The sequence below is a fragment of the Thermoleptolyngbya sp. M55_K2018_002 genome (assembly GCF_015295965.1).
GTDB lineage: Bacteria > Cyanobacteriota > Cyanobacteriia > Elainellales > Elainellaceae > Thermoleptolyngbya > Thermoleptolyngbya sichuanensis.
In genome coordinates this window covers 1-16517 of sequence record NZ_DVEA01000133.1, presented here as the reverse complement: position 1 = coordinate 16517, position 16517 = coordinate 1, and the positions used below count along the sequence as shown (strand labels likewise).

Genomic DNA, 16517 nt, shown 5'->3' with positions numbered 1-16517 from the left:
AGGCGACAAGCGGTATCGCAAACCCAGGAAAACAAACCAAAACTCTGCAAACTAAACCTGTTCCCCTGTCTTAAAGGCACCGACCGAGGCTTGCAGTTCGCGGGCAACTTCGACTGTTTCTGCCAGCGCCCCAGAGATCTTGCGCGACGAATCAGAGGTCAACTCCGACACCTGAGCCACTTCCTGCATCAGCATCGACACAGCCGCAGACGTTTCCACCTGAGACACGGTTGCCTGCGAAATCGACTGCACCAGTTCGTCAATTTGACGCGACAGATCCAGAATTTGCATCAAGTTTCGCTTCGCATCTTCCACATAGTGGGTGCCCTCGACCACCTTGCTGGTGCTTTGCTCCATCGCTTCGACCACCTCGACCGTTTCCTGCTGGATGTTTTCTACAATGCGCTCAATTTCCTTTGTCGCATCCGCAGACCGAGCCGCCAGTTCGCCCACCTCTTCTGCCACCACTGCAAACCCCTGGCCTTCTTCGCCCGCGCGAGCCGCCTCAATCCCAGCGTTAATCGCCAGCAAGTTCGTTTGCATGGCAATTTGGTTAATCAGCGACACGGCCTTGGAAATTTGCTGCGACGATTCACCCAAACGCTTCACTTTCTTGGACGTTTCTCCGATGATTTCCCGCAGATTGAGAATGTTTTGCACCGTCAAGTCCATCGCACTGCCGCTGACCTCGGCGGTGGCGGAGGCTGTATGGGCCACCGTAGCCGCCTGCTGCGCCTGTTGAGAGACTTGCTGAACGGAGTGCGTCATGACTTCCACCGAGTCCATAATGCGCGTGGTTTCCTCGGCCTGCTTGAGGGCTGCATTTGCTAGCGCGGCAATGGCGCTCTCGTTTTGTCCGAGAGACTCATTCACTCGGTTGGCGGAACGCTTCACCTGGGTCACAATCTGGCGCAAGCTCTCAATAATGGAGTTGAAAAAGTCGGCAACCGTGCCAATTTCCCCAGCCGTCACGTCCGCCCGAACCGTGAGGTCGCCCGAAGCAGCCCCTTCCACGTCGTCTAGCAAAGACATCAGCTGACGTTGGAGCGTTTCTTGCTGCCGACGGCGTTCTTCAGAGAGCATATTGGCTTGGTTAAACAGGCGAGCTTGCTCGATCGCATAGCCAAGCTGGGTTGCGACTTGGCGGAAGAAGTTGATTTCAAGCTGATTCCAGACGCGGGGCGCATCGCACTGGTGGGCAATCAGCAAGCCCATCAGATCTTCGCCAATCAGGATAGGCGCAACGAGGTTGGCCCGAACCTGGTAGGGTTTGAGCTGTTCGAGATGGCATTCGGTGAGTCCGGCTTGGGTAATGTCGGCAACCGCTTGTACACGCCCCTGGCGATATTGCTCTACATATTTCTCGGCAAAGCAGGGGTCATAAATCTTGTTAGACAGGGCGGCCGGATAGCCCGATTCGACCGATTCGGCAATGAAGGTGCCTTGCCAGTTTTCGTCGAAGGCATAGACCGCAACCCGCTGGCAGTTGAGCGATCGCCGGGCCTCGGTCACCGCCACTCGCAGAATCCGCGGCTCCTCAAAGCTTTCCCGCATCCGTGCCACAACCTCGGCGAGCTGGCGTTCCTTCTCGGCGGCTGCTTGCTGTTTTTGCAAGAGCCTTGCCTGACTCAGGGCATAACCAATCTGCACGGCAATCTGTTGCAGCAGATCAACTTCGGCCACTTCCCACTGCCGTGGGCTAGAGCATTGATGGGCACAGAGCAGCCCCACCAACTCATCACCCGCCAAAATGGGGGCCGCCATGTTGGCTTGCACCTCTAGGCGTTTCAGAATTTCGCAGTGGCAGTGGGTCAATTCGGCGGTTTCGCGATTGGTCATAAAGCTGACTCGACCCGTGTAGTAGCGCTCAATGGCTTCGGGGCTGAGGGGGTCCTCAATGATTTGCCCCATAGCTCGCTTCCATCCACGCCCGACGGCCTCAGCAGTGATTTCGCCACTTTTTAGGTCGGGAGCAAAGCGATAGATCAGCACCCGATCGACCTTCAGCACTTCCCGCACGCCCTCTACGGAGGTTGTCAGGATTGTCCTTTCGTCAAGAGATTGGCGAATTCGGCTGGTGACTTCTGCTAGCGTCATGGCGCGTTCGGTAGACTGCTTTTCGCGCTCACTTTGCATCCGCAAGACTGCTTCGGTTTGCTCGACGCTGTCTGCCAGTTTATTAAAGACTTGAGCCACTTCTCCGAGTTCGTCAGTGCCGTAAATCTCGGCGCGAGCCTGGCGATCGCCCTGAATAAAGCGCTGGGCGGTGGATTGCAGTTGCCGCGCTGGACGCAGGATAGACATCCCTAGTAGCTTGGCTAACACTAAATCGGCGGCGATCGCCACCAGCGCAATCAAAAATTGCAGTTTCAAGCTCTCGAAAATCAGTTGATTCAGTGCGGTTTCAGAACTCCCCCGCACCAGTACGGCCGTTGGCTCACCGTTAAAGTTGGGAATTGCCTTAGCAGCCAGCGTATGGGTCATTGAGCCAACTAGCCCGCGCCGGGTTACCACCTGACCGCGAGCGGCGATCGCATCGCGCAGCACTTGCGGATCTTCTAGGGCAACATCTGGAATTGCTTGATTAATATCAGGGTTATCTCCCGCTGCTAGCGCAGCTGCCAGCGCTATGCTGCCATCGGGCTGCACCTGATAAACTGCACCATACCCGTTTTCAAATGCAGACAACGGCTTTTTCGCAATCGGCAGCTTGCCATTGACAATATCCCCTGATACCAGCACCCCAATCACCTCTTCCGTGCTGGGTGCAAAAACCGGGGTCACTGTGTAGCGAATTAGCGCATCTTTCCCCCCAACGCCCTCAGGCAATGGTGGCGCTTCGTTTTTTAACTCGTCCCAGGACACAATTGCTGTCGCTCTGATCTGCCTTGGGTTTTTCAGCACCGTACCCACCAATCCATTGGGATCGAATCGTTGCCCAGTCCGTTTTGCATTGGCACTAGCGATAATCCGCAAATCCTTACCCACGAGCGTTGCGTATTCAATCTCGCGAGCTTTGACCTCGTTTTGCAAAATTGTTTTCACCTCGGCTTCGGCCTCTGGCGAAAGGCGGCCACCTGCGGCGTGAGTGGCTGCTGCGGAAATAATCGCTCGGTTGTCGGCCTGCCCTCGAAACCCAAAGGCCATTTGGTTGACTTTGATATCGTATGCAATTTCGATCACCGCCAGCTCAGATTTGGCTTGGTTCCGCAACTGATTGCGGCCGGATGTCACAATCAGCAACGCGCCAATTCCAACTAAGCCAATAACCGAGATTGCTTCGGACGTTGCCAATCCCAAAATTTGTTTGCGGCCAACGCTCAGGTTATAAAACCACTGAGCCCAGGGATAGGGACTCGGCCGAGTCACCTTAATCTGTTCTTTTTGATTTTTTCCATAGTTGATACCCCGATAAATCATTTGATCATCAAAGTCGGGGGGCGAGGACACTCCTTCCTCATAGCCGTTTTGAGAAAATGAATGGGCTGGTGAAAGCGCAGTAGAGTCCGTCTTTTTGGGAGCTGGGCGAAATTCGGTGGTCATAGTTCAAAACCTAGCGCAAGAGAGGTTAAAGAATGGAATTGGGCGGCAAGGATGGATGGAATAGCAAGGATGGATGGAATAAGGGAGCCTCAAGAAGATCGCAAGAGGGATGAGCGAGCGATCGCCTCTGCATTCAACACCAGCAGCAGCTCAGAATCTAGGGAAACACATCCGTCTAGGTAGGGCGTAATACTACTAGAAATATTGGCTGGTGCAGGTTGAATCAGATCAGAATGGATATTCAGAATGCCACTAACTTCCTGAACTCGAAACATGAGGGGCGTTGCCTCCGTTTGCACCAAAATCAAGTTGAATTGCTGCGAGTGATAGAAACTAGCTGACAATTCCAACATTTGTGCCAAATCGATAACCCAAATCACCTGACTCCGACGATTCATCAAGCCAGATAGGCAGGGATGCATATTCGGCATCGGGGTGATGCGCTGAGTCGGCACTGTGATGGCTTCCTGTACGCAAGACAACGGCAACACCGCAGGCGTTTGATGAGTTAGGTTAAATCGAATGTGAGTGTGCGATCGCCCCACATAAGATACTGGAGCCAGGGAAGACGACGGATTGGGAACTAGAGCCGCACTCATAGCCCAACTCCAACAACGCTCATCACTGCTCGCAGCAACTGTTCGCGGGTGTAGGGCTTAGTTAAATACGCATCCGCCCCTTGTTTCATGCCCCAGAGCCGATCAATTTCTTGGTTCTTGGACGTGCAAATAACGATTGGCACCTTAGATGTCTCTGGCTGCTTTTTTAGGCTGCGACACAATTCAAAGCCGCTCATTCCCGGCATGACAACATCAGTGACAATCACATCTGGACGGTGCTGAATGGCTTTTTCCATCGCTTCTTTAGCTGTGACCGCATTAATCACTGTGCAGCCGCTTTCGCGAAGATAATGGCTCATCAACTCCATTTCAGAAGGAGTATCTTCAACAACCAGGATTGTCTTCGTCAAGGTGAGAGTCATGGATTAGTTGCCTCTATAGATAAAAATTACACATGGTATCCGAGCAGCCATTGCAAGAGATGCCATGCTGCTCTTGATTAATTGCGACCTTGCCCTAGCTCAAGTGCTTGAAGACGACTTTTAGCAAATCGGATTGATTGAATGGCTTGGTGAGATAGCCCGATGCGCCGACCAGTTTTGCCTTGGCACGATCAATCAAACCCGTGTTGCTAGTTACCATCACCACAGGAACATTCTTGAAACTCGGATGGCGGCGCAAAAGAGAACATAACTCATAGCCGTCTAAGTTGGGCATTGTTACATCTAGCAAAATCAAATCAGGCTTGGTACGCACAATTTGCATGAGCGCTTTTACCGGATCGCTAATCACCACCACCGAAAAAATAGTGTCGTCTAGAAATGCCTCAATCGACCGCAAAATTGTTGGACTATCGTCAATACAGACGACGGTGTAGTGGTCTTTGGAAAGCTTGGGCGGATTGACCTCTATGGTTGAGCCATGTTCTGTAGGTGCTATTTTCTCAGGCGTATCTTTGTGAGGTATGACTGGCTGCGATCGCCCTCGTTCAATGGGAATTGTTTTGGAAGCTGGTGAGTGGGCGATCGCCATTTGCGGCTTTTGATGTGCAACATGCTGCTGGCAATATTCCACCAAATTCCGCAGATCGATCTTGCAGAAAGTCCGCCACTCCAAAAACCGCTCTCTCTCAAGCAGTTCATAGCTGCCCGCATGAACTAGCAAAAATCCCTCAATCACTTCCTTTGCCAAGCTGTCAATCAAATTAAAAATATGTTCACCCATCAGGTGATTTTGATCGACCAGCCAGCAGATGGCCTGATAATCTGGCACGAACTCTGATTGATAGATAGGACGGCTTTCAAAGAGCAGCCGCAGTTGGACACGCACCGCGCTGACCAAGCTAGGTAGGTGGCGGCTTATTTTACTGAGATAACGATCCAGCCGTCCAAACGGATCAATCGAGCTAGACGCATATACTAAGTCACCCTCTTCAAGATAGATGAACCAGGTTGCGGAACCATCAGTGACGCGCAAGCAGCCAGTCGTTTTACGACTTTTAAGCTGGGCCAAAAGATTGAGTGGATATAACTTTTGAGGAAATCGATAGCCTGCAATTGAGGTGGTATTCATGAGTCGCTACTTGACCTTACTTCAACTGTTGACAGCCTTCATGAGGGGTTCCGCAAATGATTCAAGTGCTGAATCTGACTGGTTCAGTATTCTGGATGATGCAGCATAACCCGCAGAGGTAATAAGGGCGATCGCCCAATCTCTCTACTGGATTAGTGCTATGCGTTTGTCTCAGTGCCCAAATCTCTGGGCTGCTGGAGAAAAACGCAGTTTTAGCCTTACGTGCTTGAACCTGCAAATTGAAATGCAAATTGAACTAAGTGCGCGGGTTCAAGGGAGGCTTGAATGGCTGATCAATATCTGATCAAAGTCTGATCAACCTAGAGGGAGATGCAAGGGGTCGAAACTGGTAGAAGAGTGGTAGATGATTCAAGCAGGCTCTCTTAAGGGCTGAATCATTTCAGCAATTTGGCTGATGCATGTCACTAGACTAGCAAACCAATGAGCGAATTTTGCAAATCTTGAATAAAGATGAAACGGCAAATAAAAAGACATAGTGGGGATGAGCCAAAAGATTAATTGAGCGATCGCAGCAGGCGGCGGATCTTATCTTTTTGCTGGCGATCGAGTTCGGGTGGAAAGCTGAGTTCCAAAATGGCGCGATCGCTCAGCCCATCTAGCACCTCCACCCGCATAACTCGTACAACCAGGCTTTGCGGTTCTGGATCATCCGGCTGGCGCAACACCAGCAGGCTCAGCAGCGGTTGGCTGATCTGCAATGCTTCAATAGTCTCTAGATCCATTGCTTCTATCTCCAGCCGCAGATCTCGCATCCCCATCTCGGTTAGCGTCGCCGGATACGATATGTCGCCCCAGCCTTCCCAAAACAGATAGGACGCAGCCTGTACCTGCTTTCGCACAGCAACGCTGGATTCGGGTCGAAACTCGCGAAAGACGCGCCCAATGCTGGCAGCGATGAACTTAAAGGAATCTATCGGATTGTCTCGCTGCTCACGCTTTTGGGAGTACCACTCTTTTACGTCCGAGTAAAGCACGAGAACCAAATCATCGGTTTGAGTGCGGCTGAGGTGGATGAACTGCACCGCAACCTGAACCTGCAAGCTGCTTGTCGCCTTGGCGCGAATGATTTTGGCATCCAGCAGCACTCGTGCGCCATAGTCTCCAATCAGTTCTACGCGGATTTCGTCTGGGACGTTCGGCCATTCATCCAGCAGCAGCAGCGCACCCGATTCGCTGACATTCTGCGTGGTTGCGGCCCACTGCTGATCGCCGCTGTGGATGATAGCCGCAATTCGTCGGGGCAAGCGATGAGCATCTCGCAACTGAGGCTGTTCAAACGCCACCAGGCAGGCCGCTAGCAGCAAAAACAGGTTAAACACATTCCAAATTGCATTGATCAGCACAGCCTGCATGTCCTGCGGGCTGATAACTAACCAGAAGGGAATGGCCAATAGCGAAGCAGCGGCGATCGCACTCAGATACACCAGATAGCGCACACTCTCAAAATCAAAGTTGCGCTCAGTCACCGTCAGTCCCTTGTCCGTCACGTTGAACGATCCCAGCTTTGGATTGATCAACGCCAGCAGCGTCACAATGCCCGCCTGAAACGACATAGCAAATTCATACACTTCGTTCCAGAAAGAGAATCGGACGTGCTTGTAGGGAATGTGGTTGGTTTGCATGGACAAAAGAATGTGCGGCAGCGCGTAAGCCATCGTCTCTAGACCCAGCCCGCGCACCGACGAAATCCCCAGCAGCAGGTAAATCATCGGCGCAACCACATACATCAGTCGCGGAAAGCCAAAGAAGAAGTGTGACGTAGCGCTGAAATAGCACAATCGCTGGGCCAGCGTGAGCTTCAGCTTGCGGTTAAACAGGGGATTTTCGAGCCGCAGGATTTGCGCCATGCCCCTCGCCCAGCGCACCTGCTGACCCACGTAGGACGAAAATTTTTCGGGAGCCAATCCCGCTACCATGATCTTGTCGTAATAGACAGACTGGTAGCCGAGCGAATGTAGCCGCAGCGCCGTGTGACAATCCTCGGTGACGGTTTCGGTGGCGATGCCGCCAATCTCCAGAATATACTCGCGCCGCACAACCGCAGCGGAACCGCAAAAGAACGCCGCGTTCCAGTGGTCATTCCCCTTTTGCAGCACTTTGTAAAATAGCTCGTTGCCCACGGGAATTTGTCCACGAGTCAACAAATTGCGCTCGAAGGGGTCGGGATTGTAGAACCAGTGCGGCGTTTGCACGAGTGCGACTTTGGGCTTGAGGAAAAAGCCCACTGTTTCTTTGAGAAAGCAGCGGGCGGGAATATGGTCGCAGTCCAAAATCAGCACCAAATCGCCGTGGGTTTTCTCCAGCGCCGTGTTGATGTTGCCCGCTTTGGCGTGGTCGTTGTTATCGCGCACCAGCATGATTGCGCCCACCTCGTCGCACATGGCCTGTAGCTCGGCGCGGCGTTCGGGATACTTGCGGCCGTCGTCTAGAACGTACACGCACTTTTTGTCGGCGGGATAGTCGATGGCGAGGGCGGCGATCGTCGTTTTTCGCACAATTTCTACGTCTTCGTTGTAGGTCGGAATGTAGACATCGACACTGGGCCACTGCGCCTGGGGCACAGTGGATAAGTCAATCGGCTGGCGCTGACGGATGCGGAGCGTCTGAAAATAGGCCAGAAACAGCGTCAGAATGGCGTACATCTCTGCGGCATAGAGCAGCACGCTAAAGGCCGCATTCAGCCAGCCATTCAGCGAGAGGGTATAGAACGTGCGGTAGTAGAAATAGCGGAGGGTGGTCAGTCCGCTGAGGGCAACCAAGACCAGATGCAGCCGTTCGCTGAGCGCAGAATCTTCTTGCTGCTCCTCCAGGCGCACCAGCCAGTTGCCCAAAAACACCAGCGACAGTCCAAAAACGCCCTGCTGCCAAATGCCAGGACGGGCCGTAATCATAGGTGTGGCCAGCCACAGCAGAGCGCTGAGCAGCACCAAAAACACGTAGCGATGGCGGCGAAAGGCCGTTTCAAAAAAACGCGGAATGTCATTCACCAGACGAAGTAAGATCCGTTTGGCAAGCGGATCTCTCGCCTGTTCCGACGCTGGCGTTGCAGCAGGGGCGATCGCACGAACCATAGATACCTCCTACTGCTTTTCTACTGCTTTTCTTGAGACGGATACCGATTCAGCCAGGCCTGACCCACGCCATACATCAGCAGCGCGATCAGAATCGTGCCCGGAATCAGCAGCAGCCAGTAGCCCCCTACCCGCTGCATCAGGCGATCGCGCCAGTTTGCTTCACTCAGGGTGGTGCGCTGTCGGGCCTGTTGCAGGAATTCCAGCGTGTAGGCATCTGGGCTATTGGCTTGCACCGCTGCATCATTGGCGCTGATCAACACTGTGTCTTCTCGCAGTTGATAAAATAGTGCATCCTGTTCAAATAAGGCTTGTAGCTGCTGCATTCCGGTGCTGGATTGCCCTGTCAGCGCCAGAAACACGCGATCGCCATTCCAGGGCGACACTACCTGTTTGGCAACGCCTTCCACATCCGGCAGGGTGCGAATCGCTGCGCCATCTCGCCTGCGTTCAAACAGGGTTTCCAGGTTAAAGCCGCTGGATTGAAGCGCATCGGGCAGCGGGAAGCGCGATCGCTCGCCGAGGGCAATGAGATGATGAGTTTTTCGCACCTCGGCGGGCAGTTGATCCGCCCGATATACATTCAGCTTGATCGATTCAGCCTTACTCAGTCGCCCCAGTCGCTCGCTTACCTCCAACAGCAGCAGTAACTCTGCGGGGTTGGGGTTTTGGGGGAGGGCGATCGCCGTCTGTGACAAATCCTGGGGTGCGGCAAAGGGATAGCCAACTTGCAGCAGTTTCAGGTCGGGCAAGCGGGCCATGTTTTCTCGCTTCAGATCAAAGCTAGTGTCTGCATGAACCGTGCCCCAAAGCTGCTGATCGATGGCTCGGTTGCAGGAGCGACGTTCGCGGGGGTCTAGCCGAAAGCGGATTTGAAGTTTGGAATTGGGTTTGATCTTATCCTCAGGCAAATCCACCCGGAAGGTGCCGTTTCGCACACCATCCACCGCATCCAGCTTGCGCCCTGCCAGCGGCAAGCCATCCAACTGCACTTCCAACAGTGAGGTCAGCGGGTTGAGCTGCGGCCCGTAGCTATAGCGCAGATTCAACACATTGCCGACCAAAAACCGATCATCGGGCAGGGCGCGAAAGTCGATTTCGATGGGCGGTGCGTCGGAACCGCGAGTAGTGATGTCCTGGAATGGCTCGTTTGCCTGGGTCAGCAAGTCCTTGAGTTGGAAGGAATTGTCAACGGGTAGATAGCCCGGCCAGTCGCGGGGGTCTGGCGTGGGCACGTCGGCAAGGTCTTTCACCAAAATCACGCTGCCGGTGCCAATCTGGCGATCGCGGCTTTGCAGCAAAAATTGCACGGCTTTGCTGGCGGCGGCGGGCGTGTTGCCGGTGGCCACCAGCACCAGGCTCTTTGCATCCGGCGAAGGGGTCAACATCAGCACGCCCACATCATCGGCAATCGGCTTCTGGGTTTCATCTAGCCAGCGATCGCCCTGACGTTTTAGCGGCAGCTTCAGCGACTTCAGGATTGGCTGGGTCTGAGTTGTGCCAATCACCACCAGGCGCTCGCCGGGGCTGAGTTCGTTGACCTGTTTCACCAGCCGCGTGTCAATCGGGCGAAACTGTGCCAGTCGTCCCAGGCTGCTCTGAAAGCGGCTGGCAGCCGTCAACCAGGCTTCATCTACGGCGCTGGGCAGCAGATATGCCAACTCATTGGGGCTGAGGCTAAGTTCATCAAACAGCGGAAACGGATAGCGGCTAAAATCCAGCGTCACTGGCTTAGGCGCAAGGTCAAATACGATTTTGGAATCCGGCAAGATCTCTGTCCACAGGGAGGGATCATAGGGATCTTGGGTGCAGGTGGGGGAGTTGTTTTGCAGCGCCGCAATCACCACTTCGTTATAGTCTTGCAGCAGGCTGATGGGCACATCGTAGATGGCATTGCCGATTTCGCCCTGGGGCTTGTTGAGCGGCACGCTGCCCACGCTAGCGCCGTTGACCAATACCGTCAGGTTTGACCGGGTGGCATAGAGCGCAGGCGAATGGCGAAACCGCAGCGACACCTTGACCGACTTGGTTTCCCAACTGCGCGGACGGGTAAACCGCAGCCGCGACTCGTCGTAGATTCCCCGCAGTTGCAGCCGCGTTCCCACCACCGGGCTACGGTTAAATTCCAGGACATATTGCCCCGGCGACAGCGGCTTCAGTTGCACGGTCGCTGGTAGCGTCGCTTGGTTGGGGGTGCCGGTGGCGGGTCGGGTGTCGGGCTTGGTTTCCGGCGGGATGGCGTTTTGGCGAAAGTCGGGAAGTTCGGTCTGGGCGATCGCCCCACTGTTTGCCAGCAGCATCCCAAATAGCAGCAGCGAAAGGAAACCAGCGACTCGCTTTTGTGAACGCAGATTGGAACGAGAAAACAGCCCGAAGAAGGAGACAAATGGACGAGAAGTGTGACGCTTCATGGAAAGCCTGGAGGATGTTGGAATGCAAGGAAGTGGTGGAAGGAAGAGGGAGGGATTTTGGATTTTGGATTTTGGAAGTGGGCAGTAATCCAAGACCCAAAATCCCCAATCCAGAATCAATACCGTTCCCAGAAGGGCTGATAACCCCGGCGGCGCAACAGGTTATGTTCGACTTGCTGGAGGCGATCGCCCACGGTCGGATTAATTACCCCCTGAGCGTCCTGGGCTGTCCGCACCTGGCGCAGTTGTCGAATACCGCGCTGGATCTGATCCTGGGCGAGGTACAGTTCTGCCATGACGCGCTGGGTTTCCAGGTCATCTGGGCGCAGAGTCAGGACTTGCTGATAAAGCCGCTGGGCGGCGGCGTATTGTCGTTGCTGGAACCGCACGCCTGCTAGGGCAGAGAGCGCACCGACCTCGTTGGGCTGTGCTGCCAGGATGCGCTCATAGGCCTCACTCGCCAAGGCCAAATCGCCCAGCGTTTGCGCCAGTTCGCCCTGGATAAAATAGCCAGCAATCGGGTCATCTTGTCGAGCCAGGATCTCGGACAAGCGCGATCGCGCTGCTTCTGGGTCGCGCTGGGCAATGACTTGCAGCAGTCGGCGCTCAATGGGTAAGTCATTAGGAGACGTTTCCAGCAGGCTAAGATAGAGCGATTCTCGCTGCTCGGTGGCAGGCAACGCGCCAACCAGGGCATAGAGTTCGGGATAGGCAGGCTGGGGCGAGTGGCCCGCCAGCCACTGCGCCAGGGCTTGCTCAGCGGCGGCATCAGAGAGTTCGCCCAATTCATACTGGTGACTCAGTTGGGCAATCTGGGCGCGGGGCTGGTCTGGTTCGCGGCGGCGGATGTCGTCATAAAAGCGGCTGACGGATGCCAGGTTCCCCTGCTGGCGGCGGATGCTGCTCAGGCCCAGCAGGGCATCCAGTTTCACAGTGCTTGGCACGGGTTGAGCCAGGATGCTTTCGTAGCGGCGGGCGCTGGCTTCCAGGTTTCCAGTCTGCCGCTCTAGGTCGGCCAGCAGCAGGTCTGCACCAACGTCGCTCTGTCCCAGTCGGGTGTTTTGATAGGCCAGCAGCGATCGCCGTGCGTCGTCCCAGTTGCGCTGCTGGAGGTGGATTTGAGCGATGCGGAAGTGCAAAAACGGCACGTCTACCCCAGATTGCAGCAGGCTCTCGTAGATGGGCAGCAGGGGAGCGGGCGGCGGGTCAACCTGGGTGAGGGCGATCGCCACAGATTGCCGCTCGAACATCGCGTCGGGCAGGGGTTGCAGCGCGTCCTGTAATTGCGTTTGCAGCGCTGCCATGCCGATTTGCCCAAGCTGCTGCTCCAGCACCAGCCGCCGAACTTGCAAGCTGCGATCGCCCGGATATTGCTCGCTCAACTGCTGATAAATCCGCAACGCTTCCGCCCGTCCCGTGACCGACTCGCTCAGCACGTCCGCTGCCTCAAGCCGCACGCCCAGAGACGGCTCGGCGATAGTGCGGAGGGCCTGTCGGTACAACTCTGCTGCCTGCTGGAGCAGTTGCGGGTCGCGTTCGCGGCGGCCAAGGGTGCTGAGGGCGCGGGCCAGGGGCAACGTGGCATTAGCCTGCTGGCGCAGTGGCTCCAAGGTTTGCAGCGCTTTGGGAAGTTGCTGATCAAGCTGGTAGGCGATCGCCAGCGTGCTGCGGGCATCCGGGATGAGCCAGTCAGGAACTCGCGGCCGCCGGAGCGTGGTTTCTAAAAGCTGAATTGCCTGCGCCGGATCGCCCAGTTCCGCCAGCGTGCGGGCATAGGCCGTCAGCGCTCCATCAGGAATCGCCTGTCCCGTGGTGCGATAGCGAGCGAATAGGGGTTGCGACCGGGCATAGTCACCGCTGTAGGCGTAGACCTGCGCCGCACCCAGCAGCGCCGCCGGCCGGGGATTGCTGGCCAGCAAGCGGTCATAATCCGCAAAGGCTTCGGCATAGCGGCCCTGATAGCCTAGGAGCAGGGCACGTTGGGTGCGGGCATCGGTGTCGTTGGGGGAGAGTTCCAGCAATCTGCTCAGCGCGTCGATGCCGCCCGCCTGCCATTCGGGTCGATAGCCACCCAGCAGGCCAATGGCGCTGAGGGCAGTTCGGTTCGTTGCATCTTGCGCCAATACTTGCTGATAAGCATTCCAGGCATCGGCATCGCGGCCCGCCCGCTGATAGGCGATCGCCAGTCCTAGTCTGGCATCCAGCGAGTTGGGCAATTGCCGCAGCGCTTGCTGAAATGCGGCGATCGCATCGTTCACCCAGCCGCGCTCCAGCAGCGCATAGCCATTTCGCACCGCCGCTGGACGGGATGTTTGCGTAGTTCCGGGCAGGGCGATCGCGCCGCAAAGACTGACGGCCAGCCCCACAATGCCCAGCCATCTTCCAATTCTCTTCATCTGAAATATGCCTCCTGGAAAGGTGTCAGGCTCTTTCAGTCAGGATTTTTGAATCGGTGAGAGTGGTGTACGCGAAGGTTTATGCGAAGGTTTATGCGAAGATGTACGCGAAGGTTTGCGCGAATGATTCATCAGATAGGGCTGCACCCACCAAATGCATTCGATTCCTATCGAATCAGCATCTCAAAATCAAGCCTTGCACATCAAATCATGCATCCTCTCATGCATCTGCCTGACACGCTTGGCTGCGAGGCAAAGTAATGCAGAGATAATGCAAGTTTGACAAGAATTCGCACACAACCTGGAATGCGATCGCACTCCCAATCCACCCCATCATTCAAGTTCCCGACTCGTTCCTGATCTAGCCATGTGGCATCGGCCAATCTGCCGTAGATTCATCCTTCATTGGCGAAAAACCAATCAGCGAAAACCCCTTGATAAAAACCCTGAGAATGTGCCCGAATCCCACCCTGAGTCTTAATCACAACCCTGAAGCTCAGCAATATAGCTGAGTGATCTACTTACATCTACTTACATCTACTTATTTCGTAACCCACGCCTCTCCTACTTTGTACGGCGGGAATTTCTAAGATCCGCATAAAGATTGCGTAAATTCCCGGCAGAGAAGAGATCCAAAGGATCGCGAGCGTCTTTGGGAATATCCAAGATGATGCACAAACAGATCATAAGATCATAAAAAATCAACAGATCATGAAAAAGCGAGGCGCTGACTGCTCAGACCTCGCTCATTACAGAAGTTTTACAAATCTTGGGTACAGGCTTGCTTAGAAGCGGCGATCGCCCCGGCTATATTCGCCGCCGCCATTGCCGCCCCAGCTATTGGCCGGGCGCTTTTCTTCGCGGGGACGGGCTTTGTTCACCTTCAGATCGCGCCCCATCCAGGTCGCGCCATCCAGCGCCTCGATCGCCGCTTGCTCCTCACTTTCCGACGACATTTCCACAAAGCCGAACCCACGAATCCGACCTGTTTCCCGGTCTACCGGAAGCTGAACCCGCGTAACCGTACCATAATCCGAGAAGACGGTTTGCACCTCTTCCTGCGTAACCTTGTAGGAAAGGTTACCAACGTAAATCGACATGGAGTAACTCCGACAGTTAAAGCAATTGCAAAGGCTGGAGATTCAGAGCAGCGCCCGCCAACAAATTGATCCGGTTCGCTCGATCAGATTTGCTCTATCGAATATTTAAATCCGATGCGCTTAATCAGATGAACTCAGATGAAATTAAACCGATAAACTTGTAAACAAACTCGTCAACCGAAACTAAAGCCTCAACCGTCAGTCTAACACGTGCGCGGGGCGGAAGCGGCGATGAAAGCCCGCTGTCACGAATCCCCGCTCCTTCTCCCCAAACCCCTCATGTTTCAGGCTACTCGCCGCCGCCTTGCTCTGTGGTATACCGCTGTTACAGCCGTGCTGCTGGTTGTGTTTGCCAGCGGCGTATATCTCTATGTGCGGACGACCCTGATCGAGCGGATCGACGACACGTTGAGCCATGTGGTGGAGGTGGTGGGGCGATCGCTCGTGATTGAACCCGCCAACCCGGCCCGAGGGCTGCCGCCACGGGTCAACATCGAGGCCAGCTTTCGCGACGACTCCGACTCGGTAGAAGACGACCACATCGACCTGGAATGGTTCGACCCTGCGGGAAAGCTGCTCTGGTCTACGTTTTCCTCTACGCTAGAGATTCCGCTGCATCCCAACAGCAACGGCGAAACGGTTCATGTAACGGAAGATTTGCTGCTGCGACAGGTGACGCAGCGCATCGAGGCGGGCGGTCAACTGCTGGGCTATCTGCGCGTCAGCCATCCTTGGTTTGAAGTCACGAAGCCCACGCGACAGCTCATCCGCGATCTGGCGCTGGGAACGGCGCTGCTGGTGGGCACGGTGGCAGGCATCGGCTGGCTGCTGTCGGAGTTGGCGATGGCCCCGGTGCGCGAGTCTTATCAACGGCTGAAGCAGTTCACTGCCGATGCCTCGCACGAATTGCGAAACCCCATCGCCGTGATCCAGACCAACGTGCAGGTGGCGCTGGCCGATGCGGAACCCGATCCTGCGATGCAGCAGCAGCAGCTTAAAGTGATCGAGCGGCTGACGCGGCGACTGGGGCGGCTGGTGGATGATCTGTTGTTTCTGGCGCGGCAAGACAGCGGTAAAAAACTGGCCCGACGAGAGGCGATCGCCCTGCCTGTGCTGCTAGAAGAGGTGCTAGAGGAACAGGAGAGCATCGCCGCCGATAAGCCCGTATCGCTGAATTTGGAAATCACTCCGGAGCTTCAGCAATTGCCTGATGCCGTGCAGATACAGGGCGATCGCGATCAGCTCATTCGCCTGTTTACGAACCTAATCGGCAACGCGATTCAGTACACGCCTGCGAACGGCAAAGTGACCGTTTCGGTGAGTCGAAATAAGCACAATCCAGCGCATGTTCAGGTTCAAGTTCGTGACACTGGGAGAGGCATTCCTGCGGAATCACTGCCGTACCTGTTTGATCGCTTCTATCGAGTGGACCCTGCCCGCACCTCTGATAGCCGCAGCAAGGCCAGCGGTGGCTCCGGCCTCGGACTGGCGATCGCCAAGGTGATTACTGAAAACCACCACGGACAGATCCAGGTAGACAGCGAACTGAGCAAGGGGACAGTATTTACGGTGACGCTGCCTGCGGGGTGAGCAGGGGTTGGCGTGTTGCGAATGAGAAGATCGGATCACCCGTCCCTCTCAGCACCCGTACCTTTGGGCGATCGCCCTCATTTCCCAGCACCGATACCTTTGGGCGATCGCCCCCCGGATACCTGTTGGGACATCGCACACTGACCCAAGTCTGTCGCTACTCAACCTTTGCGGCTGACCCGAAAGCGGCTGGGAGTGTGCGGCTTGACCCAGATCTCGAAGAACCGAGCCTCTGCAATTGGGGGGCGAATCG

General features: G+C 55.4%; 10 protein-coding genes. 2 read left to right on the top strand and 8 right to left on the bottom strand.

Annotated elements, in window-relative coordinates:
- Positions 1–51 precede the first annotated feature (51 nt).
- From IGS51_RS06405 to IGS51_RS06370, 8 genes are all read right to left on the bottom strand, one after another.
- Positions 52–3543 carry a GAF domain-containing protein gene (locus IGS51_RS06405; RefSeq protein WP_297077284.1) on the bottom strand — a complete coding sequence of 1164 codons (3492 nt, stop codon included), beginning with the start codon at positions 3541–3543 and terminating at the stop codon, positions 52–54.
- Between the two features lie 89 nt (positions 3544–3632).
- Complete coding sequence (locus IGS51_RS06400) at positions 3633–4142, bottom strand: chemotaxis protein CheW (protein ID WP_297077283.1); 510 nt, start codon at positions 4140–4142, stop codon at positions 3633–3635.
- Entirely contained in the window at positions 4139–4525 is a 387-nt protein-coding gene (locus IGS51_RS06395) for a response regulator (protein WP_172357595.1), read from the bottom strand. The genes IGS51_RS06400 and IGS51_RS06395 overlap by 4 nt, the downstream gene beginning before the upstream one ends.
- A gap of 94 nt (positions 4526–4619) precedes the next feature.
- Positions 4620–5675, bottom strand: coding sequence for a response regulator (locus IGS51_RS06390; protein WP_297077279.1), 1056 nt, complete (start codon positions 5673–5675; stop codon positions 4620–4622).
- A gap of 515 nt (positions 5676–6190) precedes the next feature.
- Positions 6191–8767 (bottom strand): UDP-forming cellulose synthase catalytic subunit, encoded by a 2577-nt coding sequence (bcsA, locus tag IGS51_RS06385; protein ID WP_297077277.1) that lies wholly within the window; start codon positions 8765–8767, stop codon positions 6191–6193.
- A 20-nt stretch (positions 8768–8787) separates the two neighbouring features.
- Positions 8788–11178 (bottom strand): cellulose biosynthesis cyclic di-GMP-binding regulatory protein BcsB, encoded by a 2391-nt coding sequence (locus IGS51_RS06380; protein WP_297077275.1) that lies wholly within the window; start codon positions 11176–11178, stop codon positions 8788–8790.
- 116 nt (positions 11179–11294) lie between these two features.
- Entirely contained in the window at positions 11295–13574 is a 2280-nt protein-coding gene (locus IGS51_RS06375) for a tetratricopeptide repeat protein (RefSeq protein ID WP_297077273.1), read from the bottom strand.
- 785 nt (positions 13575–14359) lie between these two features.
- Positions 14360–14674: an RNA-binding protein gene (locus tag IGS51_RS06370; protein ID WP_068511627.1), complete on the bottom strand. Its 315-nt coding sequence runs from the start codon at positions 14672–14674 to the stop codon at positions 14360–14362.
- Between the two features lie 279 nt (positions 14675–14953).
- Here IGS51_RS06370 and IGS51_RS06365 point away from each other — a divergent pair, with 279 nt between their 5' ends.
- Both IGS51_RS06365 and IGS51_RS06360 read left to right on the top strand, forming a co-directional pair.
- Complete coding sequence (locus IGS51_RS06365; RefSeq protein ID WP_297077272.1) at positions 14954–16264, top strand: cell wall metabolism sensor histidine kinase WalK; 1311 nt, start codon at positions 14954–14956, stop codon at positions 16262–16264.
- A partial coding sequence (locus IGS51_RS06360; RefSeq protein WP_297077270.1) for a hypothetical protein occupies positions 16261–16517 on the top strand: 257 nt, incomplete at its 3' end. The genes IGS51_RS06365 and IGS51_RS06360, both read left to right, overlap by 4 nt.

What these genes read in the sequence shown, in the direction of transcription:
- IGS51_RS06405 (WP_297077284.1), bottom strand. Translation starts at nt 3,543, where the DNA reads ATGACCACCGAATTTCGCCCAGCTCCCAAAAAGACGGACTCTACTGCG.
- IGS51_RS06400 (WP_297077283.1), bottom strand. Translation starts at nt 4,142, where the DNA reads ATGAGTGCGGCTCTAGTTCCCAATCCGTCGTCTTCCCTGGCTCCAGTA.
- IGS51_RS06395 (WP_172357595.1), bottom strand. Translation starts at nt 4,525, where the DNA reads ATGACTCTCACCTTGACGAAGACAATCCTGGTTGTTGAAGATACTCCT.
- IGS51_RS06390 (WP_297077279.1), bottom strand. Translation starts at nt 5,675, where the DNA reads ATGAATACCACCTCAATTGCAGGCTATCGATTTCCTCAAAAGTTATAT.
- bcsA (WP_297077277.1), bottom strand. Translation starts at nt 8,767, where the DNA reads ATGGTTCGTGCGATCGCCCCTGCTGCAACGCCAGCGTCGGAACAGGCG.
- IGS51_RS06380 (WP_297077275.1), bottom strand. Translation starts at nt 11,178, where the DNA reads ATGAAGCGTCACACTTCTCGTCCATTTGTCTCCTTCTTCGGGCTGTTT.
- IGS51_RS06375 (WP_297077273.1), bottom strand. Translation starts at nt 13,574, where the DNA reads ATGAAGAGAATTGGAAGATGGCTGGGCATTGTGGGGCTGGCCGTCAGT.
- IGS51_RS06370 (WP_068511627.1), bottom strand. Translation starts at nt 14,674, where the DNA reads ATGTCGATTTACGTTGGTAACCTTTCCTACAAGGTTACGCAGGAAGAG.
- IGS51_RS06365 (WP_297077272.1), top strand. Translation starts at nt 14,954, where the DNA reads ATGTTTCAGGCTACTCGCCGCCGCCTTGCTCTGTGGTATACCGCTGTT.